23 protein-coding genes are annotated in these 21,855 nt (G+C 72.9%); 7 read left to right on the forward strand and 16 right to left on the reverse strand.

Annotated features, from left to right (window positions below; all coding sequences use genetic code 11):
• Positions 1 to 19 precede the first annotated feature (19 nt).
• The 15 genes from IEY20_RS02780 to IEY20_RS02850 all read right to left on the reverse strand — a co-directional run bounded on the left by IEY20_RS02780 (position 20) and on the right by IEY20_RS02850 (position 13,285).
• On the reverse strand, positions 20 to 1,801 hold the full coding sequence (locus IEY20_RS02780; RefSeq protein ID WP_188888879.1) for a flagellar hook-length control protein FliK: 1,782 nt from the start codon (positions 1,799 to 1,801) through the stop codon (positions 20 to 22).
• Positions 1,798 to 2,544, reverse strand: a complete 747-nt coding sequence (locus IEY20_RS02785; RefSeq protein ID WP_175327766.1) for a C40 family peptidase — start codon at positions 2,542 to 2,544, stop codon at positions 1,798 to 1,800. The genes IEY20_RS02780 and IEY20_RS02785 overlap by 4 nt, the downstream gene beginning before the upstream one ends.
• Positions 2,541 to 2,972: a flagellar FliJ family protein gene (locus IEY20_RS02790; protein WP_188888881.1), complete on the reverse strand. Its 432-nt coding sequence runs from the start codon at positions 2,970 to 2,972 to the stop codon at positions 2,541 to 2,543. The genes IEY20_RS02785 and IEY20_RS02790 overlap by 4 nt, the downstream gene beginning before the upstream one ends.
• Positions 2,972 to 4,309, reverse strand: coding sequence for a FliI/YscN family ATPase (locus IEY20_RS02795; RefSeq protein WP_175327764.1), 1,338 nt, complete (start codon positions 4,307 to 4,309; stop codon positions 2,972 to 2,974). The genes IEY20_RS02790 and IEY20_RS02795 overlap by 1 nt, the downstream gene beginning before the upstream one ends.
• On the reverse strand, positions 4,306 to 4,941 hold the full coding sequence (locus IEY20_RS02800) for a FliH/SctL family protein (protein WP_175327763.1): 636 nt from the start codon (positions 4,939 to 4,941) through the stop codon (positions 4,306 to 4,308). Before IEY20_RS02800 ends, IEY20_RS02795 begins: the two co-directional genes overlap by 4 nt.
• Complete coding sequence (gene fliG, locus IEY20_RS02805; RefSeq protein ID WP_022904192.1) at positions 4,934 to 6,001, reverse strand: flagellar motor switch protein FliG; 1,068 nt, start codon at positions 5,999 to 6,001, stop codon at positions 4,934 to 4,936. Before fliG ends, IEY20_RS02800 begins: the two co-directional genes overlap by 8 nt.
• Positions 5,998 to 7,659, reverse strand: coding sequence for a flagellar basal-body MS-ring/collar protein FliF (gene fliF / locus IEY20_RS02810; protein ID WP_175327762.1), 1,662 nt, complete (start codon positions 7,657 to 7,659; stop codon positions 5,998 to 6,000). The genes fliG and fliF overlap by 4 nt, the downstream gene beginning before the upstream one ends.
• Positions 7,659 to 8,006, reverse strand: coding sequence for a flagellar hook-basal body complex protein FliE (gene fliE, locus IEY20_RS02815; protein WP_022904194.1), 348 nt, complete (start codon positions 8,004 to 8,006; stop codon positions 7,659 to 7,661). The genes fliF and fliE overlap by 1 nt, the downstream gene beginning before the upstream one ends.
• Complete coding sequence (locus tag IEY20_RS02820; protein ID WP_022904195.1) at positions 8,006 to 8,401, reverse strand: flagellar basal body rod protein FlgC; 396 nt, start codon at positions 8,399 to 8,401, stop codon at positions 8,006 to 8,008. Before IEY20_RS02820 ends, fliE begins: the two co-directional genes overlap by 1 nt.
• Positions 8,398 to 8,742 (reverse strand): flagellar basal body rod protein FlgB, encoded by a 345-nt coding sequence (locus IEY20_RS02825; protein ID WP_022904196.1) that lies wholly within the window; start codon positions 8,740 to 8,742, stop codon positions 8,398 to 8,400. Before IEY20_RS02825 ends, IEY20_RS02820 begins: the two co-directional genes overlap by 4 nt.
• Before the next feature lie 449 nt (positions 8,743 to 9,191).
• Complete coding sequence (locus IEY20_RS02830) at positions 9,192 to 9,512, reverse strand: hypothetical protein (RefSeq protein WP_175327761.1); 321 nt, start codon at positions 9,510 to 9,512, stop codon at positions 9,192 to 9,194.
• Positions 9,513 to 9,516: 4 nt separating this feature from the next.
• Positions 9,517 to 9,999, reverse strand: coding sequence for a flagellar export chaperone FliS (gene fliS, locus IEY20_RS02835; RefSeq protein ID WP_022904198.1), 483 nt, complete (start codon positions 9,997 to 9,999; stop codon positions 9,517 to 9,519).
• An 11-nt stretch (positions 10,000 to 10,010) separates the two neighbouring features.
• Positions 10,011 to 11,417: a flagellar filament capping protein FliD gene (fliD, locus tag IEY20_RS02840; RefSeq protein ID WP_229727822.1), complete on the reverse strand. Its 1,407-nt coding sequence runs from the start codon at positions 11,415 to 11,417 to the stop codon at positions 10,011 to 10,013.
• 81 nt (positions 11,418 to 11,498) lie between these two features.
• Entirely contained in the window at positions 11,499 to 12,344 is an 846-nt protein-coding gene (locus IEY20_RS02845) for a flagellin N-terminal helical domain-containing protein (protein WP_194461791.1), read from the reverse strand.
• Positions 12,345 to 12,466: 122 nt separating this feature from the next.
• Entirely contained in the window at positions 12,467 to 13,285 is an 819-nt protein-coding gene (locus tag IEY20_RS02850) for a sigma-70 family RNA polymerase sigma factor (protein WP_175327760.1), read from the reverse strand.
• 435 nt (positions 13,286 to 13,720) lie between these two features.
• Here IEY20_RS02850 and IEY20_RS02855 point away from each other — a divergent pair, with 435 nt between their 5' ends.
• The 6 genes from IEY20_RS02855 to IEY20_RS02880 all read left to right on the forward strand — a co-directional run bounded on the left by IEY20_RS02855 (position 13,721) and on the right by IEY20_RS02880 (position 19,320).
• Positions 13,721 to 14,206, forward strand: a complete 486-nt coding sequence (locus IEY20_RS02855) for a flagellar protein FlgN (RefSeq protein WP_188888884.1) — start codon at positions 13,721 to 13,723, stop codon at positions 14,204 to 14,206.
• Positions 14,207 to 14,208: 2 nt separating this feature from the next.
• The gene (flgK, locus tag IEY20_RS02860; RefSeq protein ID WP_188888886.1) at positions 14,209 to 15,630 is read left to right on the forward strand and encodes a flagellar hook-associated protein FlgK; all 1,422 of its coding nucleotides are present in this window, start codon (positions 14,209 to 14,211) and stop codon (positions 15,628 to 15,630) included.
• A 2-nt stretch (positions 15,631 to 15,632) separates the two neighbouring features.
• Positions 15,633 to 16,514: a flagellar hook-associated protein FlgL gene (gene flgL, locus IEY20_RS02865; protein ID WP_175327758.1), complete on the forward strand. Its 882-nt coding sequence runs from the start codon at positions 15,633 to 15,635 to the stop codon at positions 16,512 to 16,514.
• Positions 16,511 to 16,876, forward strand: coding sequence for a flagellar assembly protein FliW (fliW, locus tag IEY20_RS02870; RefSeq protein ID WP_175327757.1), 366 nt, complete (start codon positions 16,511 to 16,513; stop codon positions 16,874 to 16,876). The genes flgL and fliW overlap by 4 nt, the downstream gene beginning before the upstream one ends.
• Positions 16,877 to 17,784: 908 nt before the next feature.
• Positions 17,785 to 18,324 carry a hypothetical protein gene (locus IEY20_RS02875; protein WP_175327756.1) on the forward strand — a complete coding sequence of 180 codons (540 nt, stop codon included), beginning with the start codon at positions 17,785 to 17,787 and terminating at the stop codon, positions 18,322 to 18,324.
• Positions 18,325 to 18,390: 66 nt separating this feature from the next.
• Positions 18,391 to 19,320: a hypothetical protein gene (locus IEY20_RS02880; protein WP_175327755.1), complete on the forward strand. Its 930-nt coding sequence runs from the start codon at positions 18,391 to 18,393 to the stop codon at positions 19,318 to 19,320.
• 164 nt (positions 19,321 to 19,484) lie between these two features.
• Here IEY20_RS02880 and IEY20_RS02885 read toward each other — a convergent pair whose 3' ends face one another.
• Positions 19,485 to 20,453 carry a beta-ketoacyl-ACP synthase III gene (locus IEY20_RS02885; RefSeq protein WP_175327754.1) on the reverse strand — a complete coding sequence of 323 codons (969 nt, stop codon included), beginning with the start codon at positions 20,451 to 20,453 and terminating at the stop codon, positions 19,485 to 19,487.
• A 180-nt stretch (positions 20,454 to 20,633) separates the two neighbouring features.
• Between IEY20_RS02885 and IEY20_RS02890 the strand changes: the two genes are divergently transcribed.
• The gene (locus IEY20_RS02890) at positions 20,634 to 21,605 is read left to right on the forward strand and encodes an aldo/keto reductase (protein WP_022903148.1); all 972 of its coding nucleotides are present in this window, start codon (positions 20,634 to 20,636) and stop codon (positions 21,603 to 21,605) included.
• Positions 21,606 to 21,855 lie beyond the last annotated feature (250 nt).

The following is a 21,855-nucleotide window of genomic DNA, read 5'->3' on the forward strand; positions in this document are numbered from 1 at the left end:
GGTCCTTTCGTGCCGTCGCTCAGGCGAGGACGTCGAGGCCCGCGGTGCGGACGGTGGTCGTGGACGGGGTGCGGAGCGTGGCGGGGCCGGGTCGGGCCTCCCGGTCGTCGGTGGCCACCCGCACGCCGCCGGCCGGACGCTCGTCGCGGCGCGGGGCGGAGTCGGGGTGGTTCTGCGAGGACAGGTCGAGCGTCGTGGACAGCCCGGTGCCGGCGGCGTCGCGGCGGAGGTCCGGGAGGACCTGCCGCACCGCCTCGCGACCGGCGTCCGAGGGCGCGTAGAGTTCCACGTGCATGCTGTGCGCGGAGACGTGCGCGCGCACGGTGACGGGACCGAGCGCGTCGGGGGTCACCTGGACGGTGACGACGTGCTCACCCGGTCCGGCCTGCGCGAGCGAGAACAGCGGGCGTGCGAGCTGCTGCGCGAACGCGGTCGGTGACGCGTTCGCCGTCGCGGAACCGGAGGGTGCCGCGACGGGCGCAGCGGCCACCGTCGGGGTCGGGAACGCGACCGTCGCGGTCGCGCGGGTCCCGTCGACGGCCTGGAGGCCCGGCTCGGCCCCGGCGGACGCCCGTCCGTCGGTCCCGGTGCCGGTCCCGCCACCGCCCGTGCGGGGTCCGGGTGCGCTGCCAGCGGGCACCACCACGACCGCGGGTGCGGTGGTCGGCGTCTCCGTCCGCGGGCCGCTCGGGGTCGCCGCCGCGCCGGCGGCGACCGGAGCGGGAGCCGTGCCGGAGGCGACGGGTGACACGGACGAGCCGGAGGCCTGGTGGGCGGGCATCGCGGCGCTCCCGGAGGGAGCGACCGTGCCCGCGGCGGGGGCGGTGTCCGGCGCGGACGGCGTCGCGGTCGTGGTCGTGGTCGTGCCCGGCACGGTCGGTGCCGGTACCGGTGCCGCGCCGGGCCGTGCCGGACCTCCCGTGGGCGTCCGTGCCGACGACGTGGTACCCGGCTCGCCGAGGGCGGATGCGGTGGTCGGCGCGGTGGTGATCGGCGCGGTGGTGATCGGCGCGGCGGAGATCGGCTCGGTGGTCGCCGTGGTGTTCACGGCCCCCGGGGCGCCGGGGGTCGCGGTGGCCCCCGTGTGCGCGGACGTGTCCGGCTCGGTCCGGAGTGCCTCGGTCGACGTCCCGGTCGCGGCTTCGGGCGTCGTGCTGTCGGACGCGGTGCCCGTCTCGGTGACTGGTGCAGTGCCCGGCGTGGTGCCCGTCGCGGTGACGGCTGCGGTACCGGTCGTGGTCACGGCGACCGGCGCCGCTGCGAGCCCCGTGGCGGCGGCCAGCACGGCGGCCGCTGCGGTGTCCGCGGCTGCTCCCCTGGCCGCCGGCGTCGACGACCCGGCGGTCGCGGACGGGCCGGCGGTCAGGGACGAGCCGGCGGTCACGGACGGATCAGCAGTCGCCGACGGGTCGGCCGGGACGGACGCACCCGCGGGGCCGGACGCAGCCTCCGGGCCCGCCGCGCCGAACGCGCCGAACGCGCCGGCCGGCGCCGCCGAGGCCCCGTCCCGGGCGGCGGGAGCGCCGTGCTGCGACGGGCCCCGGCGCTCGGCCGCGGTCCGTGCGGCCGCGGGGTGCTCCGCGCGACGGCCGTGCGGCCGGCCCACCGGCCCCGCCGTCGCGTCGGCGTCGTCACGAGCACCCGTGCGGGCCGGTGTACCGGCGCGGTCGCTTCCACCGGCACCGGCACCGGCACCGGCCAGGACCCGCCCGAAGGCGGAGCCGCCGTCACCCGGGCGGGCCGGTACGGCACGGCCGGTGGTGGCCGACGACGGCGCGCCGGTCGGGATCATCGTGGTCATGCGGCACCTCCGGACTGCACCAGGGCCATGAGCGCCGCGGTCTGCAGGTCCGTGCCCGAACCCGTGGCGCCGGCGCCGGCGGTCGTGCGGGCTGCGGCGTCCTGCGCGGTCGGCACGATGCGCCTGATCGTGGCGATGTCGGCGTCCGAGTACCAGTTGTCGACGATGCGGACGTCCTTGCCGGGGTGCGGCGCGTGCAGCACCTTGCCGTCACCGACGTAGATGACGATGTGGCCCTCGCCCTTGGGGACGATGAGGTCGCCGGGCTGCGCGTCCTTGAGCGAACCGACCTCGACGCCCATCTTCGCTTGGTCCGGGACGACCCGCGGCATGGTGACCCCGAGGTCCTTGAACACCGTCTGGACGAGACCGGAGCAGTCCATCCCGGCCGTCGTCGTCCCGCCGAACACGTACGGCACGCCGAGGTACTTCTTCGCGTCGGCCACCACGTCGGCGCCCGTCGCACCGCTCCCGGTCGCGATGGTCCCCTGTCCGGCGTCCACCGAGGTCGCCGGCGTCGTGCTGCCGGCGGCGGCGGTCCCCAGGGCGGTGGCGAGCGAGCCGGCCGTCGTCCCGGTCCCGCCGCCGTTCTCGGTGGCGAGCGCGTCCGCGAAGGCGGAGGACGCGGCCGAGGACGCCGCTGTCGAGTCCGTGGACGTGGTCGACGTGACGGTCCCGGTCTGCAGGGCGTCGATCTGGCTGCGGATCTCGGAGATCCGCGAGAGCACGACGTCGAGGCTCATCGGGCACCACCTTCCGTGCGGCTCCTGGCCGCGATCTCGTCGAGGGCGTTCTGTTCGGTGCGGAGGTCCTCCGCGGTGGCGGCGACGACGTGCTGCTCCTCGAGCTTCTCGAGCCCGAGGGCGGCACGGCGTGCGGCGGTGTAGGCGTCCTGCGCCCGGTCGGCGTCGGCGCGACGGCTCTGCACGACGGCGTCGAGTTCCTGGAGCATGCCGCGGGTGGCGGCGCGCGCGGCGGCGACGGCGCTCAGGGTGGCTGCGTCCTCGATCGGCTGCGCGTCGGCCTGGTCGGCGAGGGACCGGCGGGCCTTGACCCGTGCGTCGGCGGCGTCGCGGAGCCGGTCGTTCGCGGCGGCGAGTCCCGCGGCGGCGCGGTCCTGCTCGGCGTGCCGGAGCCGCAGCAGTCCGGCGAGCGGGAACTTCCTGGCCATCAGGCACCACCTCCGACGCCGAGCGTCCGGACGAGCCCGGCGAGGGCGTCCCAGGAGCCGACGGCGGTCGCGCGCTCGTCCATGCCCTGCCGGAGGAACGCGTCGATCGCGTGCTGGTGGTCGACCGCGGCGTCGACGAGCGGGTTCGTCCCGCGCTGGTACGCCCCGACGTCGAGCAGGTCCTGCGCGGCACGACGGGCCGCCATCACGGTCCGCAGTGCGGTCGCGGTGTCCCGTTGCTCGCGGCTGGTGACCTTCGAGGCCACGCGCGACACCGACCCGAGCGCGTCCACCGACGGGAAGTGGCCGGTGACGGCGAGCTTCCGGTCGAGCACGACGTGCCCGTCGAGGATGCTCCGCGCGGCGTCCGCGATCGGCTCGTTGTGGTCGTCGCCGTCCACGAGCACGGTGTACAGGCCGGTGATGCTGCCGACCCGGTCGGTCCCGGCGCGTTCGAGCAGCCCGGCGAGCACCGAGAACGTCGACGGCGGGTAGCCGCGGGTGGCCGGCGGTTCGCCGACGGACAGGCCGATCTCCCGCTGCGCCATGGCGACCCGGGTGAGCGAGTCCATCATGAGCACGACGGCGGCGCCCTCGTCACGGAACGACTCGGCGATGCGGGTGGCGACGAACGCGGCGCGCAGGCGCATGAGGGCCGGCTCGTCGGAGGTCGACACGACGACGATCGACCGTGCGAGCCCCTCCGGACCGAGGTCGTCCTCGAGGAACTCGCGCACCTCGCGGCCGCGCTCCCCGACGAGTGCGATCACCGTCACGGCGGCGTCGCTCCCCCGCGCGATCATCGACAGCAGGGACGACTTCCCGACGCCGGAGCCGGCGAAGAGGCCCATGCGCTGCCCCCGGCCGACCGTGGTCAGGGTGTCGAGCACGCGGACGCCGAGCTGCAGCGGCGTGTCGATGCGGGCACGGCCCATCGCGTCCGGCGTCGCGTGGTCGAGCGGGACCCATGCGTCCGCGTCGATCGGTCCGAGGTCGTCGATCGGCCGACCGAGTCCGTCGAGGACCCGTCCGAACAGGCCGCGGCCGGTGGGGACGAGCACGGGCCGACCGGTGGGCCGTGCCGGCGTCCCGGCGGTCACCCCGACGAGCGGGCCGAGCGGCATGCAGCGGGTGCCGGTGGTGTCCGTCGCGACGACCTCGACCGCGGTCTGCGGGCCGTCGTCGGCGCCGACCAGGACGACGTCGCCGATCCGGGCGTCGAGCCCGACGACGGTCAGACCGAGGCCGACGGCGCTCGACACGACGCCCTGGCGCACCGGGCGTGCCTGGTCGACCGCGGCGTCGAGGCCGCGCGGGCGCAGCAGGGTCACGGTCATCGTGCACCGCCGAGTGCCCCGCGGGCGCGGTCGAGCGCCGCGCCGATCCGGGCGTTCAGCAGCCCGTCCGGCAGGTCCACCACGGCGTCCCCGTCGGAGAGTGATGGGTCGCCGACGACCGGCACCGCCGTGTCGAGCTCCGCGACGCGCGCAGCGTCGCCGACGCTCACCCGCACCCGGAGCGCCACCGACGCGTCGACCGACGCGAGTGCCCGCAGGACGGTGGCCTCCGCGCCGGACGCGTCCGGTGCCTCCCGGCCGCCGTCCGGGGCGTCGGTCGACCTGGAGGCACGGATCGCGTACCCGACGACGGCCTCCGCCAGGTCCATCGCCGCGTCCGCGAGGGACGCCTCGGCGTCGCGGAGGACGGGCACGACCTGCGAGAGGAGGGCGTTGGTGGCGGCGTCGAGGACGGCCACGCGGCGGACCGTGTCCGCCGTGAGCGACGCGAGTCGCCGGTCGTGCTCCGCCTGGAGCCGCGCCTGGAGCGCGTCGGTCTCGGCCTGCGCCGCGCGGAGACCGGCCGCGTACCCGGCGGCGTGCCCGCGGACCTCCGCCGCGGCGGCGGTCGTGGCGGCGGTGGCGGACCCGAGGACGGGGAAGGTCATGCGCTGGACGGTCTGGTCAGTCAACGAGCTCGTCCTCCTCGGCGCGGTGGACGGTGATGACGCCCTGGGCCTCGAGTTCGCGGACGGACCGGACGACCTCGGCGCGGGCCTCCTCGACCTGCGAGACCCGGATCGGTCCCATCGCCTGCAGCTCGTCGTCGAGGAGCTCGCGGTTGCGCTCGGACACGTTCGCGCGGATGGTCTCGACGACCGGTCCGGCGGCGCCCTTCATGGCGGTCGCCAGCACCTTCGAGTCGATCCCGCGGAGCACCTGCTGGATGTCGCGCGCCTCGAGCTTGACGATGTCCTCGAAGGTGAGCATGCGGGACCGGATGTCCTCGGCGAGTTCGGGGTCGCGGGCCTCCAGGCCGTCGAGCACCGCCTTCTCGGTCGCCACGTCGGACCGGTTGATGATCTCGACGAGCGGCGCGATGCCCCCGACGACCTCGACGCTCTCCCGGGGCGACACGACGGCGCCGGCGCGCTGCCGGAGCACTCCGGCGACGATGCCGACGGCCTCGGGCGTCGCCGAACCCATCGTGGCGAACGCCTGCGCGACGTCGGTTCGGACGCGCTCGTCGACGCCGGCGAGCACGGCGCTGGCCTGCCCGGGCTGCAGGTGCGCGAGCACGAGGGCGATGGTCTGCGGCAGTTCGCCGTCGAGGAGCGTCACGACCTGCCCGGGCTCGGCGTCGTCGAGGAAGTCGAACGACTGCCCGGCGAGGTTCGAGGCGAGGCGGTCCATGACCCCGGCGGCGCGTTCGGCGCCGAACGAGGCCTCGAGCAGCCCCATCGCGGTCTCCTTGCCGCCGCGCTTCTGTGTGCGGCCGTGCATGGTCATGCGGTGGAACTCGGTCATGGTGCGGTCCACGACGGTGTCGTCGACCCGGCGCATGCGGACGATCTCGGCGGAGATCTCCTCGGCCTCCAGCTCGGTGAACTGCTTCATCACCTCGGCGGCGCGGTCGGTCTCCATCTGCATGAGGATGAGCGCGACCTTCTGGGACCCGGTCAGCGGGCGGTCGACAGCGCCGGACGGCCCGCTGCCGCCGGGTCCGCCGACGCTCGGGACGAGGCCGCTCACACCGGTGCCCGGTCGTCGAGGAGCCCGCGGAGCAGGTCGGCGGTGCGCTTCGGGTCACGCTCGGCGAGCGCCTGGATGTCCTGGCGGCGGCGCTCGGCGCTGATCTCCTCGGTGGTGAGCACCTCGGTCGGCGCGTCCTCGACGGGCAGCGTCGGGAGCGCCACGGTCGGGGTGTCCCCGGCGCGGAGCGCCTCGGGCTCGTCGACGGTGAGGGGCAGCTGGAACGTCTCGCCGGAGAACGCATCGAGTTCGCCGAGGTCGACGGCCTCGCGCTCCTGGCGGCGGGCACGTCGGGCGATGACCCACATGATCGCGATGAGGGCGAGGAGGCTCCCGATGACGATGCCGGCGGTCCGGATGGTCGCCCACAGCGACGCCTGCTGGTCCGCCTGCTGCTGCGCCTTGAGGGCCGCCGCGGCCTGCGCGGCGGCGGTCGTGTCGAAGTTCATCATCGCGACCGCGATCTTGTCGCCGCGGGTGGTGTCGATTCCGGCGGCGCGGGACACGAGGTCGTTGATGCTCTGAAGGTTGGCGTTCTGGACACTGGCGGCCTTCGCGTTCAAGGCGACCGAGACCGACTGGTTCTCGAGTGCACCGGCCGGGATCTGCGTCGTCTCGGTCGTGTGGTCGACGGCGTTGTTCTTCGTCGCGGACTCGTTCTTGTAGTCGTTGCCCGCGCCGCTGGTCGCGGATCCGTTCGGTACCGCGATGTTGTCCGGCCCGAGCACGCCGGTCGCTCCGGCACCGCCGGCACCGGAGCCGGCGCCGTACTGCTCGCTCGTGCTCGACTCGTTCAGGGCGACCGGGCCGCCGGTCGGGGACGCGTACGACTCCGACGTCTTCGTGCCGGTGTTCTGGTTCATCGTCGCGGAGACGACCACGGTCGCGTTGCCGGCGCCGAGCGTCGTGTCGAGGAGGTCCTGGATCTTCTTGCTGGTGGCCTGGTCGTAGTCCGCGGCCTGGTCCGTGCCGCTGCCGGCGGCGCCGGTGCCGACCGCGGAGAGCGTCTGGCCCTTCGAGTCGACGACGGAGACGTCGGTGGGCTGCATGCCCTCGACCGCGGCGCTCGTCAGGTGCACGATGGCCTGGACCTGGTCGGCGGTCAGCTGCGCGCCGTTCTTCGTCGCGATGAACACCGAGGCCGTCGGGTCCTTCTCCTCGGAGACGAACACCGTCTTCTCCGGGATGGCGAGCTGCACCGAGGCGGTCTGCACGCCGTCCATCGCGGAGATCGTCTTGGCGAGCTCGCCCTCGATCGCGCGCTTGTAGGTGACGTTCTGCTGGAACTCGGAGCTCGTCACGCCCATCTGGTCGAGGAGCGAGTAGCCGCCCTCGTTCGAGGACGGCAGGCCGTTCGCGGCGGCCTTGAGCCGTTCGGAGTACACCGAACCCTGCGGCACGAGGATCGTGGCGCCGCCGTCGGTGAGCTGGTACGGCACCCCGTCGGTCGTGAGCTGGTCGGTGACGCTCGAGGCGTCGGCGGCGGCGAGCCCGGTGAACAGCGGCGCGTACGACGCCTTGCCGAGCCAGCTCGCGAGGGCGATGCCGCCGAGCACGAGCGCGGCGATCACGAGGATCGCGATGGTGCGCTGCGCGGCGGTGAACCCCTGGACGTAGGCGCTGAGGCGCGCCCACACGTTCTTGACGGCGACCGGCATCAGGCCTGCATCCTCATGATCTCGTTGAAGGCGTCGACGCCCTTGTTGCGCACGGCCGCGACGAGCTCGAGCGTGACCTGCGCGCGGGTGGCGGCGATCGTGGCGTCGTGGATGTCGTCGAGGTTGCCCGTGACGGCCTTGAGCGCGAGCGTCTTCGAGTCGCTCTGCAGCTGCTGGAGACCGTCGACCGCGTTCCCGAGGCTCGCGGCGAAGCCGTCACCGGACGCACCGGTCGCGGCGGTCGTCCCGATCCCGGCGGCTCCGGCCCCGGTCGCGGCGTCGGTCGCCCCGGCGAAGGCGCGGGTCATCGCGTTGGTGGTCACACCGTTCACGGCGTCGATGGGCATCAGTTCTTCCCGATCTGCAGTGCCGCCTCGTAGGCGGTCTTCGCACGGTCGACCACGGCGGCGTTCGCCTGGTAGCCGCGCTGGGCCATGATGAGGTCCGCCATCTGCGTCCCGAGGTCGATGTCCGGCATGCGGACGTAGCCCTCGGCGTTCGCGAGCGGGTTGTCCGGGTCGTACGTGACCCGTCCGGCGGCGCTGCCGAACGCGGCACCCTTGACGTAGGCGCCCGAGACGCCGCTGCCCTCCTGCACCTCGACGTAGCGGGCCTGGAAGGCGGAGTCGTCCATCGACCGGACGGTGTTGACGTTGGCGATGTTGTCGGAGATCGCGTCGAGCCACTTGCGGTGCACGGTCATGCCGGTGCTCGCGATGCCGATCGCGTCGAACGTGGTCACGAGTTCGTCCGCATCGCCGCACGGACGCTGGTGAGCTCGGAGTTCATCGCCTGCGTCGCGAACTGGTACCGGAGCACGGTGTCGACGTTGGAGAGCGTCTCCTCGTCGAGGTTCACGTTGTTGCCGTTGGTGTTCGTCGGCTCGAGGCTGCGCGCGACGGTCGGGGCGGTGGCACCGCTGCCGTCGACGATCGACTGCGCGAGGGCGTCCTCGAACTGGACCTTCTCGGCGTGGTAGTTCGGCGTGTTGATGTTCGCGATGTTGTTCGCGATCACCCGCTGCCGCATCGACAGGCCGTCGAGGGCGCTCTGCAGCGCGGCGCTCGTCACGGAATCGAACACAGGTGGACCGTCCCCTCGGTCGACGCCGTCCCCTGACGTCGTCGATGTGCGGTGGCCGATCCGTGGCCGGGTGGTGAGCGATCCGTGCTCGTACGGGTCTGTCGGTCGGGGCTCGGCGGGGCGTTAGGCATCGCCCCGAACGGGGGGCGAGGCGGGTCGGGCGGGTCCGGTCGGGCGGGTCCGGTCGTCGGGTCGGGCCCGGCGCGATCGGGAGGACCGCCGTCGAACGACCACGCCGCCGTCGTACGACAACGGCCCCGTCGCTCCGTTCAGGCGCCGGCATCACCTCGACGCAACGAACGACCACGCCGCCGTCGTACGACAACGGCCCCGTCGCTCCGTTCAGGCGCCGGCATCACCTCGACGCAACGAACGACACCGCCGTCGTCGTACGACGACGGACGTGTCGTCGAACAGCGTCGGGTGGCGCACCGACCGCCCGGCCCCGCCTACGCGGACGCGTCGAGGTACACGGCGCCGCGGGGCTCCCGCGTCGCGTCGACGGCACGCAGCGCGCCGAGGTGCTCCAGGACGGCGCTGCGTTCGGCCTCGAGCGCCGTCAAGCGGTCCCGCTGCGCGGCCACCAGCCGGGAGGCACGCCCCACCAGCTCCCGCGGGATCGGTCCCAGCCCGGTCGGCTCGGTCCAGACCGCGGTCGCTCCTGCCGCCGCGGTCGCTCCCGCCGCCGGGCTCGCCGACGCCACCGCCTGCCCGGCGGCGTCCTGCTCCAGGGAGGCGAGCAGTGCCTCCCAGCCGGCCCGTCGGGCCACGTCGTCAGGCGACACCGAGCGCACCGCCGGCCGTGTGGCCGGCGCCCGGCGCGGCGGGAGCCGCCGGCAGCGAGGCGGCAGCATCGTGCCAGGCCTGCCGGAGCGGCTCGAGGATGCGGATGCAGTCGCGGGTGGCCCCGACGTCACGGTGCACGTTGGCCGTGATGAGCGACGTGCTCGCGTAGTTGTAGATCGCGAGGAGGCCCTCGCCGCCGTCCCACGCGTCGATCCGCAGCGTCGACGACAGCTCGCCGACGATCGCCTGCGCGTGCAGGAGCTGCTCGCGCGCGGCCTCCCAGTCGCTGCCGGTCTGCGCGGCCTCGGCGCGGTGCAGGTCGAGCAGCAGCCGGTCGTAGAGCATCGTGACGAGCTGCGCCGGCGTCGCGGAGAGGACGGCCTCGTTCGTGTACTGCGCGCGGCGCTGGTCCGTCACCGTGCGGGGCTTCGCGGCCTGCCGGAAGGCGGCGGCCTGGAGGTCGTAGGTCATCTCGGTTCCCGTCAGGAGCTCGAGCTCGACAGCGTGGCGAGCTGGCCGGAGAGCCAGCTCGACTGGGACTGGAGCTTGCTGAGGCTGGTCTCGAGCGCCGCGTACTGCGTCTGCAGCGTGGCGCGGCGCATGGTCAGGCGGTCGGTCCAGCTGTCGATCTGGGTGTTCAGGTCCTTCACGACCGACTGCTGGCCGGAGATCGCGGAGGTGATCGACCCGTCGTACTTGTCCGACGCGCTCGTCGCGACCGCGCCGACCGAGGCCGCCACGCCCGAGAGCATCGCCTGGGTGCCCGCCGGGTCGGCGGCGAGGGCCTTCTGGAACGCGTCCTCGTCGAAGGTGAAGTCGCCGTCCTTCGTGACGACGATCCCGATCGAGGAGGGCGACTTGCCGTTCACCGGAGCCGACATCGCCGAGCTGAGCGCCTGGACGGCCGAGCGGGTCGTGGCGTCGCCGAGCAGGACCCCCGCGGTGGTCGTCGTGGTCCCGGTCGTGGGGCTGGTCGTGCTCGTGACCCCGGTGTTCGAGCCGTAGTACGCGGTCACGGCGTTCATCGCGTCGACGAGGCCCTTCGCCACGGCCTGCGCCTTCGTGGTGTCCTGGGCGACGGAGACCGTGACGGGGTCGGCGCTCACCTGGCTGACGGTGACGCTGAGCCCCGGCAGCAGGTCGGCGAACGTGTTCGACGCGCTCGTGACGGTCTGGGCCGCGGCGGTGCCGGCCCAGAGGGTGACGCTGGCGTCCTTCGCCCGGGTGACGACGGCCGCGCCGGTGCCGGCCAGGACGTCGGCCGCGGTGCCGGCGGTGACGTCGGCGCCCGACCCGCGGTAGAGGCTGAACGCGCCGGCGGCCCCCGTCGTCGTCGAGGTGAGCTGCAGGCGGTAGAGCTTGGTGCCGTCGGTGTCGGTGCCGGCGGCGACCTTCGTCGCGGTGACGCCCGCGCCCGACTTGTTGATCGCGGAGACCGTGTCGTCGAGGGACCCGGACGCCGGGGTCACGGTGGTCTGCGTGCCGTCGGCCCGGACGATCGTGAGCGGACCGGCGGCGTCGGACCACGTGGACATCGCGGCCGTGACGCCGACCTGGGCGGTCGCGGTCGACCCGACGGTGAACCTGACGGACCCGGCCGATGCACCCGTGCCGGTCGTCGCGGTGACGCCCGCGGACGACGAGGTCGCCGCGAACACGTCGAGGGAGGTGGCCTTCGCGGCGTCGGACGCCTTGCTGGCCAGGGTCTGCACGAGGCCGTTGATCGTCTGCAGTGACGAGATGAACGAGTTGGTCGTGGTGACCTTGTTCTTCAGCAGGGTCTGCGGGACCTGCTCGATCGACATCAACGAGTTGATGAGGTCGGTGGTCTTGAGGCCACTGACGAGGCCGTCGATCGCGAGCGACGACGCCGAGGACACGGACGACACGCGCGCTCCTTCAGACGGGACGGGAGGGGTGCGGCGCCCACCGGGACACCCGAACGGTACCGGTGGACGCCGCCGGGTTCACTAGCGGAGGAGCGAGAGCACACCCTGCGTGCTCTGGTTCGCCTGCGCGAGCATCGAGGTGCCGGCCTGGCTGAGGATGTTGTCGCGCGTGTACTTGACCATCTCCTCTGCCATGTCGACGTCGGTGATGCGCGAGCCGGCCGCGGTGAGGTTCTCCTTGGCCACGTTCGTCACGTTGATGGCGTGGTCGAAGCGGTTCTGGATGGCACCGATGTTCGAACGAGCGGACGAGACGTCCTTGATCTGCGCGTCGATCGCGGTGATCGACGCCTGCGCGTCGGCCGCCGAGTCGAACTTGAGCGCGGCGACGGCGGTCGAGACCGTCTTCACGTTCGCACCCGACAGGTCGACGGTGATCTGGCTCGCGGCGTCGCCGTTCGCGCCGACCTGGAAGTTCAGCTTGCCGTCGCCTGCGGTGCCGGCGGTGCCGTCGAGCAGGTTGATGCCGTTGAAGTTCGTCGAGTCGGCGATCCGGCCGAGTTCGGCGCTGAGCTGCGTCACCTCGGTCGAGATCGCGGTGCGCGAGTCCGCGTTGTTCGAGTCGTTGCCCGCCTGCACGGCGAGGTCACGGACACGCTGGAGGATGGCGTGCGTCTCGGTGAGACCGCCTTCCGCCGTCTGCACGACCGAGATGCCGTCCTGGGCGTTGCGGGCGGCGACCGTGAGGCCACCGACCTGGGACTTCAGCCCCTCGGAGATCGACAGACCGGCAGCGTCGTCGGCAGCACGGTTGATGCGGAGACCCGACGAGAGCTTCTCGAGGGACTTCGACAGGTCGTTCTGCGTCGCGTTGAGGTTCCGGTACGTGTTGAGTGCCGAGAGGTTGGTGTTGATGGACATACCCATGGTGTGTTCCTCCGTGAATCCTTGGGTTCGGTGCCTGCCCGTCCATGGGCTGACACGGGTGACTCTCGGCCGCTGGCGTCGAGTCGTTAGGTGCCCGTCCGGAAAAGTTCCGGCGGGACGTCTCAGCCGGCCGCCGGCACCGTGGGGACGGTGGCGTCGTGCACGGCGCGGGCCACCCCGGCGGCGGCGTTGGCGGCCACCTTCGCGAGGTAGGCGCTCCGACGGGCCGCGGTGGTCCGGGACGCCGGCTCGGGGGTCGCCCCGCCGTCGCCGTAGTGCGTGGCGAGGCCGTCGCGGAGCAGCCGCATCGCCTCGGAGCGCTGCTGCGAGACGGCGGAGTGCGTGATGCCGAGCTCGGCGGCCACGTCCGTGACCGAGCGGTCGCCGAAGTAGACGGCCTCCACGATGAAACGCATGCGCTCCGGCAGTGCCTCGACGGCGGCGCGCAGGTAGCGGCGCTTCTCCGTCTCGAGCAGGTCGTCGCCCGGGAGCACGACGTCCGCGGCCACGACGTCGTGCACGGTCTCGTCGATCGCGGTCACGGTGCGGCCGGCGTCGTTCATGGCGTCGGCAGCGGTCTGCCGGTCGACACCCATCGCGTCGGCGATCTCCTGCACGCCGACCGAGCGGCCGAGTCGGGCGGAGAGCGCCTCCTGGGTGGCGAGGGTCTCGCGGATCCGCTTCCGGGTCCCGCGCGAGGCCCAGTCGGCGGAGCGCATGTCGTCGGCGATGGCGCCGGTGATCCGGGTGCGGGCGTACGCGCCGAACGGCACGCCGAGCGTCGGGTCGAACGCGTCCGCGGCGGCGACGAGGGCGAGGGAACCGACGGCCGCGAGGTCGTCGCGGTCGAGGTGTGTGGCGCGGGCCCGGACGTCGGCGACGATGTAGCCGACGAGCGGGAGCTGCTCGACGATCATCGTGTTGCGTTCAGTGCGGTCCATGCTGCTGATCCCCTGCTCGACCTGAAGCCCGTCCGTGGGTCGCCCGTCGGTGGGCACGACGAACACCGGCCGCGACCGGCCGGAACGTACGTCGAAGACCGCCCGGGTCCCTCCGGGCGAGCACCTGGCGTCCCTGCGACGCGTGCCGGGTCTGTCCCCCGGGGTGCGTTCTGAATGTATCGGCTGAGAAGGCACTGAACAGGCCCTCATCCGTACCCAAAGCGGGGGTGACCGGGCCGGATCGGCGTCCGCATTTGTGGGGACCCGGGCCCCGGTACGCGCTGTTCTGTCCCCCGATCGGGTCCGGACGGGAGGCCCGGGGTACGTCCGCCCCGTCGGTCGGGTCGCGCGGACCGCTTACGTCCGGAGCAGCGGGACCGATAGCACCCCGTGTCCGCCGGATGACGGACAGGACCACCACCCCGGGAGGAGCTGATGAGCGTGAACGACCTGTCCGCCGTACTGTGGCGCGAGCGTGAACTGCTCGAACTGCTCACGTTCAAGCTCGAGGAGGAGCAGCTCCTGCTCGCCGCCGGACGCTCCCGCTGGGTGTCGCAAGCCAGCCGCGAGGTCGAGCAGGTCCTCGAACGCCTCCGCAGCACCGGCCTCGAGCGCGCCGCGTCGAGCGCCGAGGTCGCCGAGGAGTGGGGCGTCGCCGCCGACGCTCCCCTGCGCGACGTCGTCGCGGCGGCACCGAGCGGCCCCTGGGGCGAGATCCTCGCCGCCCACCTGACCGCGATGGTCGAGCTGACGACGCACATCGGCGCGCTCCGCGACGAGAACGATCGCTTCCTCCGCGCCGCCGCCCACGCGACCGAGGAGACCCTCGCGGGCACGGTCGGGTCGCCGGCGACGTACGACGCCTCCGGCGCGAGCGGCTCCGGCTCCGACGGCGCACGGCTCTTCGAGGGGAACCTGTAGTCGTGGTCAGCACCTTCGGATCCCTCGCGACCGCGTACTCCGGCCTCGCCGCGGCCCGTGCCGGCATCGACGTCACGGGACAGAACATCGCGAACGCCGGGACGACCGGCTACACCCGGCAGCGCGTCACGCAGTCGTCCGTCCCCGCCGTGCAGACCGGGTTCGTGCGGGGCACCGCGGCCCTCGCCGGGCAGGGCGTCTCCGTCGACGGCATCGCCCGGCTGGGGTCCCTCACGCTCGACGCAGGCGTCCGCGTCGCCGCCGGGTCCTCCGCGTACGCCGACGCCCGTGCGACCGCCCTGAGCGCGCTCGAGACCGGCCTGCAGGAACCCGGCACGAACGGCCTCGCCGCGAAGCTCGACGCCTTCTGGTCGGCCTGGGGCGGGGTCGCAGCGCACCCCGCCGACCCCGGCGCCGCGAGCACGCTCCTCGGGGCCGCCGGCACGGTCGCGTCGACCCTCGCGAGCGGCTCGAAGGCGCTCGACCAGCAGTGGTCGACCACGCGGGCCACCGTCGCGTCGCAGGTCACGCAGCTCAACGACGCGGCGAAGCAGGTCGCCGACCTCAACGGGCAGATCCGGTCCGCCCTCGCCGCGGGCGGGAACGCCAACGAGCTCGTCGACCAGCGCGACCAGCTCACCGAGCAGATCGCGTCCCTCGCCGGCGGCACCGTCCGGACGAACGCGGACGGGACGGCGGACGTGCTCATCGGCGGCAACCCGATCGTGCAGGGCACCGACGCCCGTGCGGTCGCGCTCGGCGGTGCCACGGCGCTGCACGACGGCGCCGCGGTGACGCTGACCTGGACGTCGGGACAGGCCGGCGCCGTCACGCTGTCCGGCGGGTCGATCGGCGGTGCGCTGTCGCTCCTGGCACCCGCGAACGCGCAGGGCACCGGTGGCGCACTCGCGCAGGCATCGGCCTCGTACGACGCCGTCGCGACGAAGCTCGCGGCCGCGGTCAACGCCGTCCACACCACCGGCACCACTCCGGACGGCACCACGGGCGCGGCGTTCTTCGCCCTCGCGGCCGGCGTCCCGGCGGCCCAGGGGTTCTCGGTCGTGCCGACCGACGCCGGTGGCCTCGCGACCCGGAACGCGGCGGGCGAGCTCGACGACTCGTTCGCCGACGCGCTCTCGCGACTCGGCGCGTCCGCCGACGGCCCGGACGCGGCCTGGGCGACCTTCGTGACGGGGGTGGGCAGTGCCTCCCGGTCGGCCGCGTCGGAGTCGACGCTCACCGGACTCGCCCTGACCAGCGCGCGCACGCAGCAGCAGTCCGGCGCGGGCGTGGACCTCGACGAGGAGAACGTCAACCTGCTGAGCTACCAGCACGCCTACCAGGGCGCCGCGCGCGTCCTGACCGCCGTCGACGAGATGCTCGACACCCTCATCAACCGCGTCGGCCTCGTCGGCAGGAGCTGAACATGATCACCCGGGTGACCACCCAGATGTCGATGGCCGCCGCCAGCGCGCGGCTGCAGGCCGGTGCGGCGAAGGTCGCGCAGCTCACCGACCAGGCGACCACGCTCAAGAACATCTCGCGACCGTCCGACGACCCGATCGGCACCGGGACGTCGATGCAGGTGCGCAAGGAGCAGGCCGCGAACGCGCAGTACGCCCGCAACGCGGACGACGCCGTCGGCTGGCTCGCCACGACCGACAGCACGCTGACCTCGGTGTACTCCGTCCTGACGAACATCCGCGACCTCACGGTGCAGGCGGCGAACTCCGGCACCATGAGCGACACGGACCGCGACGCGTTCGTCACCGAGTTCCGGTCCCTGAAGTCCGACCTCGAGGCGCGCGCGAACGCCACCTACGGCACGCGCAGCGTCTTCGCCGGCGCCTCCACCGCGTCGGCCGCGTACGACCCCGCCACCGGGTTCGCCACCTCGGGCACCGCGGTCTCGCGGCGGCTCGGGGACGACGCCACGGTCCGGGTCGACACCCCGGGCGCGGCCGTCTTCGGCTCCGGCTCGTCGTCGGTGTTCGCCGTCATCGACTCGATCGTCTCCGACCTGCAGAACGGCGTGAACGTGAACCCCAGGCTGAACGACGTCGACGGCGCGCTCGACACCGTGCGCGCGGCGCAGGCGGACGTCGGTGTCCGGCACGCCACCGCCCTCAGCGCGCAGGACTCGTTGAAGACCGCGTCCGTGGCGCTCGAGGGGCGTCGCTCGGACGTCGAGGACAAGGACCTCGCGAAGGCCGTCCTCGACCTCCAGGTGCAGCAGACCAACTACCAGGCAGCCCTCGCCGTGACCGCGAAGGTGCTGCAGCCGACCCTGATGGACTACCTCCGATGAGCATCGACCTGACGTTCCCCGTGCCGCCGTTCGGCCTGACCGGCTCCGACTTCGTGCTGACGCCGGTCGCCGACTCCGAGGGGCTGTTCACGCTCGTCGGCGGCACCTCGCGGCTGTTCCTGCTCGACGCCGCGGTGCACCTGCCCTCGTACGCGCCGGTGCTGTCCTCGGCGCAGGTGGAGGTGCTCGGGCTCGGGTCGGCGCAGGACGCGATGCTGCTCGTCGTGGCGAATCCGGCCGCGGAGGGGACGACGGTGAACCTGCTCGCCCCCGTGGTCGTGAACGCCCGGACCTCGGTCGGCGCCCAGCTCATCCTCGAGGACCAGGACTTCCCGCTGCGCGCCGAGCTCGCCCGGCGCTAGGCGCGCGCCGCGGCGGGGGCGCGGCCCGCGGGCGCCGCTGTCGAACGACCCCGTCGCCGTCGTACGACAACGGAGTCGTCGTCCCGTGCGCGCGCAACAGTTGCGGACGCTTCCTGGCGACACAGCCGTCGTCGTCCGACAACAGCGACGTCGCCTCTTGCGGACGCACCGGTCCTCCACAGGCCGGGAGGCACGGATCACCTTCCACAGATCGGGCCGACGGTGCCGCGTGTTCCTGCTGCGCGCCAGGCCTCTTTCACCGCTGTCGAACGACCCAGTCGCCGTCGTACGACAACGGATTCGTCGTCCCGTGCGCGCGCAACAGTTGCGGACGCTTCCTGGCGACACAGCCGTCGTCGTCCGACAACAGCGACGTCGCCTCTTGCGGACGCACCGGTCCTCCACAGGCCGGGAGGCACGGATCACCTTCCACAGAACAGGCACGCGTCGGCCACGGTTCCGGTTGGTCCCGCGAGCCTGTCCGTATGGCAACACGAGCGATCGACGTCCCGCTGATCCGAACGGCCGCGCACGACAGCGCGGAACGGCGTCGCCTGCAACGAGACGTCCACCGCGGTCTCCTCGCCGTGGTCCGTCCTGGCGTCTTCGTCGAACAAGCGGTTCTCGCGGCACTCCGCCCGGAGGAAGCGCACCTCCTCCTCGTCCGAGCGACGGCTCCACGCGTCCGGCCCCCAGCTCGGATCTCGCACCTGTCCGCAGCAGCCGTGCACGGGCTTCCGTACATCGGTGACCCGCCCAGTCGTGTGGACCTCGTCGACCCGCGTCGGGGGAAGACCGAGACCACAGCGATGACACGCGTCCGTCCTGACCAGTCGGGTGCAGACCACCTGCACGAGCGCTGGGCTGCTGTGCCGAGCGTCCAGGACGTCGGCTGCGACGGTGCTGGCGTGACGTCGCTGGTCCGTACCCTGGTCGACGTCGCAGCCGTAGCGCCCCTGACCACCTCGTTGCCGATGCTGGACGCAGCACTGCATGCACGGGCCGTCTGGCCGGAGATGCTGGAGTTCGAACTCGCACGCGGCTTGCGGGAGCAGACCGCCCGCGCGTCCTTGGCCGTGCGAGCGGGGTCGGCGCTCTCGGGGTCACCGGCCGAGTCGATGTGCCGCGTGCGCTTCCGTCAGCTCGGCACCCCCGAACCCGTCCAGCAGCACGAGTTCCGGCGCCCGGGCGAGCAGACCGCCGTCGTCGACTTCTGGTTCCCCGTGCAGGGAGTCGTGGTCGAGGTGGACGGCCGGGGCAAGTACGAGGACCCGGACCTCCTCGGCGCGAGCACGACCGCGAACGCCTACTGGCGGGAGAAGCGGCGCGAGGACTTCGTCCGGTCCTTCCCCGAGGTCCGGTTCGTCGTCCGGCTCAGCTGGTCCGACCTCATGCACCCGGAACGAGTGCGGCAGGCACTCCGACGGGCAGGCGTGCCGTGCCGATGAACAGGACCAGGACCGGCGTCAGCGCTTCGGGGACCGCTCCCACCAGCGCAGCGTACGGTCTCCCGCATGGCCCGACAGCACAACGACCAGGCGATCATCCGGATGCCGGTCGCACCGGTCGAACCCGACCCCTCCACGACGAACGGACAGCGTGTCGAGACGACCGGCGGCTGGGTGAAGTGGTTGGAGCGCGTCCTCAGCGTGCAACGACCGGTCGTGGTCGCGCACGTCAACCGACTCCGCCGTCGGCATCCGGACGCTTCCCCTGCGGACATCATCCAGATCCTGGAACGGCAGTACCTCACGGCAGTGACCTCCGGCGGAGCAGCCGTGGGTGCGAGCGCCGTGATCCCCGGCGTCGGTATGGCCGCAGCACTGGGGTTGAGCGGGGCGGAGACGGTCGGCTTCCTCGAGACGACGGCGCTGTTCGCCCAGTCGGTCACCGAGGTCCACGGCATCGCCCTGGACGACCCGGAGCGGGCGCGCACGCTGGTGATGGCGCTCATCCTCGGCACTCCCGGCACGCAGCTGATCAAGCAACTCGCAGGCCAGGCTGCCGGCGGTCAAGCACGGACGGCGTTCTGGGGCGAGATGGTGACGGCCTCCCTGCCGAAGCAGGTCGTCTCCGGGATCGGCGGCCAGGTCCGCGACCAGTTCGTCCGGCGCTTCGCCGCCCGCCAGGGCACGACGATCGTCGGGCGGGCGCTGCCGTTCGGGATCGGCGCGGCCGTCGGCGGGATCGGCAACCACGCCCTCGGGCGGAAGGTCGTGCAGGCATCACGGACGGGGTTCGGCGTGCCGCCGGCGTCCTTCCCGGTCGTCCTCGCGCCGAAGCCGGGCCGATCGACGAAGGAGCCCAAGGCAGCCAACGCGCCCGAGCAGGTCGCGCAGCCGAAGGACGGGTCGGCGCGCAAGGGCCTGTCGTGGAGACGGCGGAAGCCGGACGTCGACCTCTGGGCCGAGACCCCCGGCCCGGAGACCCCCGACGCCCCCTGAGGAATGAGCACGTCTTCCGGCCTCCGCGTGGCTCGGCGACGCCGGTCCCGTTCGGCACCGCAGCGGCATCGGACCGAACCCCGCCGCAGCAGCACCGGCCCCGACCGGCCCCGCACCGCTCCTCAGCCACGCGGCAACGGCCCCGACCGGCCCCGCACCGCTCCTCAGCCGCGCCGCACCGGCGTCGTGACGACCTGCCCAGCGTGCGCGAAGCCGCCCCCGAACCCGAACAGCAGCGCCGGCACACCCTCGGGCAGCTCCCCACGCGCCCAGGCCTTCGAGAGACCCAACGGCACGCTCGCGGCCGAGGTGTTCCCCGACTCGACCACGTCCCGCACGACGTAGCTCGGCGAACCGCCGAGCGCCTCCACGAGCGGCTCGATGATGCGCAGGTTCGCCTGGTGGAACGCGAACACCTCGATGTCCTCGATCGAGAGGCCTGCTGCTTCGACGACCGCGCGCGCATGGTCCGCCGCCTCCGTGATCGCCCAGCGGTAGATCGACCGTCCCTCCTGCGAGAACCGCGCGGGCTCGCCGGACACCCGCACGGCCTGCTCGAGGTGGGGCACGCTCCCCCACGACACCGGTCCGATCTGCGGCTCCGCCGAGACGCCGACGACGGCCGCGCCCGCTCCGTCACCGACGAGGACACAGGTCGACCGGTCGCTCCAGTCCACGATGCCCGACAGCTTCTCCGACCCGATCACGAGCGCTGTGTCCGCGGAGCCGGTGCGCACGGCCTGGTCGGCGATGCCCATCGCGTACTCGAAGCCGCTGCACGCCGTGTTGATGTCGATCGGCGCTGCCCGGCCGGACAGTCCGAGTTCCGCGGCCACTCGCCCGGCCGTGTACGGCGCTCGGTCCTCGTGCGTGGTGGACGCGACGACCACGAGACCGACCTCCGACGGATCGACTCCCGCGTCGGCGAGGGCCGCCCGACCGGCCTCGACCGCCATCGAGGTGACCGTGTCGTCGGGTCCGGCGATGTGTCGCGTCTTGATGCCGGTGCGGGTGGTGATCCACTCGTCGTTGGTGTCGACCATCGTCGAGAGCTCGTCGTTGGTCAGGATGCGCGAGGGCTGGTGGTGGCCGAACCCGATGATCCGGCTGCCTCGGAGTGCGGGGATGTTCACCTGCGGCACGCTACTCCCACCCTCGGGCGGTCCATACCCCGGGACGCATACGCGAAGCCGACCCCGACCCCGACCCCGACCCCCGACCACGACCACGACCACGACCAGGCCCGACCCCGACCCCGAGACCGGTACCGCCAGGGCCTGGCTCCCCCAGCGCCGCACGCGTAGACCGGCTCCATGGACTACACACATCTCGGACGGACAGGGCTGTCGGTGTCGCGAGCGGTGCTCGGGACGATGAACTTCGGACCGGAGACCAGCGAGGACGACTCGCACGCCATCATGGACCGGGCCCACGAGCTCGGCGTCAACTTCTTCGACACGGCGAACGGCTACGGCGGCTCGGTCGGCAAGGGCGCCACGGAGGAGATCATCGGCCGCTGGTTCGCCACGGGCGGCGGCCGTCGCGAGAAGACGGTCCTCGCGACGAAGGTCTACGGCGACATGATCGACTGGCCGAACGGCGGCAAGCTCAGCGCCTACAACATCCGCCAGGCCCTCGACGCGAGCCTGCAGCGGCTGCAGACGGACCACATCGACCTCTACCAGTTCCACCACGTCGACCGTGCGACGCCGTGGGACGAGATCTGGCAAGCCCTCGAGGTCGCCGTCGCGCAGGGCAAGGTCCTCTACGTCGGCTCCTCGAACTTCGCCGGGTGGCACATCGCGCAGGCGCAGGAGGCTGCGAAGCACCGCAACTTCCTCGGTCTCGTCAGCGAGCAGTCGATCTACAACCTCGTCGTGCGCGACGTCGAGCGCGACGTCCTGCCCGCCGCGGAGCACTACGGGCTCGGCGTCATCCCGTGGTCGCCGCTGCAGGGCGGTCTCCTCGGCGGCGTCATCGAGAAGACCGAGAACGGCTCCCGCCGACTCTCCGGGCGGAGTGCCGAGTACGTCGAGGGACACCACGACCAGCTCGCCGCCTACGAGGCGCTCGCCAAGGAGCTCGGCCACACGCCGGGCGAGCTCGCCCTGGCGTGGCTCCTGCACCAGCCGACCGTCACGGCGCCGATCACGGGCCCGCGCACGATGGAGCAGTGGGAGTCCGCGGTCCGCGCCGTCGACATCCGCCTCGACGACACGGCGCTCGCGCGCCTCGACGAGATCTTCCCCGGCCACAAGACCTCGCCGGAGGACTACGCCTGGTGACGACGACAGCGGGCCGCTGACGCGACCATCTGCCGGGAGGCGCGGTGCGGGTCCGACCCGCGCCGCGCCTCCCGTCCGTGGTCGCGACGAGAATGCGACGACCGTTGCGATCGCAGCGTCGCGATCTTCCTGTCCCGCAGGCCGATCGCCCGCGGGGAGTCGTCGAGGCTCCCCAGCGGCGCTCGACGTCCTCCGTGACCGTCGCCATGATCTCGGGCGAACGACACGGCCGCTGTCGTGCGACAACAGC

Origin of the sequence: Curtobacterium luteum (genome assembly GCF_014646995.1) — a bacterium.
Lineage (GTDB): Bacteria > Actinomycetota > Actinomycetes > Actinomycetales > Microbacteriaceae > Curtobacterium > Curtobacterium luteum.

Bases quoted from the DNA above. Each gene is read 5' to 3' on its own strand.
- IEY20_RS02785 (WP_175327766.1), bottom strand. From the start codon at position 2,544: ATGAGCCTCGACGTCGTGCTCTCGCGGATCTCCGAGATCCGCAGCCAG.
- IEY20_RS02850 (WP_175327760.1), bottom strand. From the start codon at position 13,285: ATGGACCGCACTGAACGCAACACGATGATCGTCGAGCAGCTCCCGCTC.
- IEY20_RS02855 (WP_188888884.1), top strand. From the start codon at position 13,721: ATGAGCGTGAACGACCTGTCCGCCGTACTGTGGCGCGAGCGTGAACTG.
- IEY20_RS02880 (WP_175327755.1), top strand. From the start codon at position 18,391: ATGGCCCGACAGCACAACGACCAGGCGATCATCCGGATGCCGGTCGCA.
- IEY20_RS02890 (WP_022903148.1), top strand. From the start codon at position 20,634: ATGGACTACACACATCTCGGACGGACAGGGCTGTCGGTGTCGCGAGCG.
- IEY20_RS02790 (WP_188888881.1), bottom strand. From the start codon at position 2,972: ATGGCCAGGAAGTTCCCGCTCGCCGGACTGCTGCGGCTCCGGCACGCC.
- fliF (WP_175327762.1), bottom strand. From the start codon at position 7,659: ATGCCGGTCGCCGTCAAGAACGTGTGGGCGCGCCTCAGCGCCTACGTC.
- fliE (WP_022904194.1), bottom strand. From the start codon at position 8,006: ATGCCCATCGACGCCGTGAACGGTGTGACCACCAACGCGATGACCCGC.
- IEY20_RS02795 (WP_175327764.1), bottom strand. From the start codon at position 4,309: ATGACCGTGACCCTGCTGCGCCCGCGCGGCCTCGACGCCGCGGTCGAC.
- IEY20_RS02845 (WP_194461791.1), bottom strand. From the start codon at position 12,344: ATGGGTATGTCCATCAACACCAACCTCTCGGCACTCAACACGTACCGG.
- IEY20_RS02780 (WP_188888879.1), bottom strand. From the start codon at position 1,801: ATGACCACGATGATCCCGACCGGCGCGCCGTCGTCGGCCACCACCGGC.
- flgL (WP_175327758.1), top strand. From the start codon at position 15,633: ATGATCACCCGGGTGACCACCCAGATGTCGATGGCCGCCGCCAGCGCG.
- fliS (WP_022904198.1), bottom strand. From the start codon at position 9,999: ATGACCTACGACCTCCAGGCCGCCGCCTTCCGGCAGGCCGCGAAGCCC.
- fliW (WP_175327757.1), top strand. From the start codon at position 16,511: ATGAGCATCGACCTGACGTTCCCCGTGCCGCCGTTCGGCCTGACCGGC.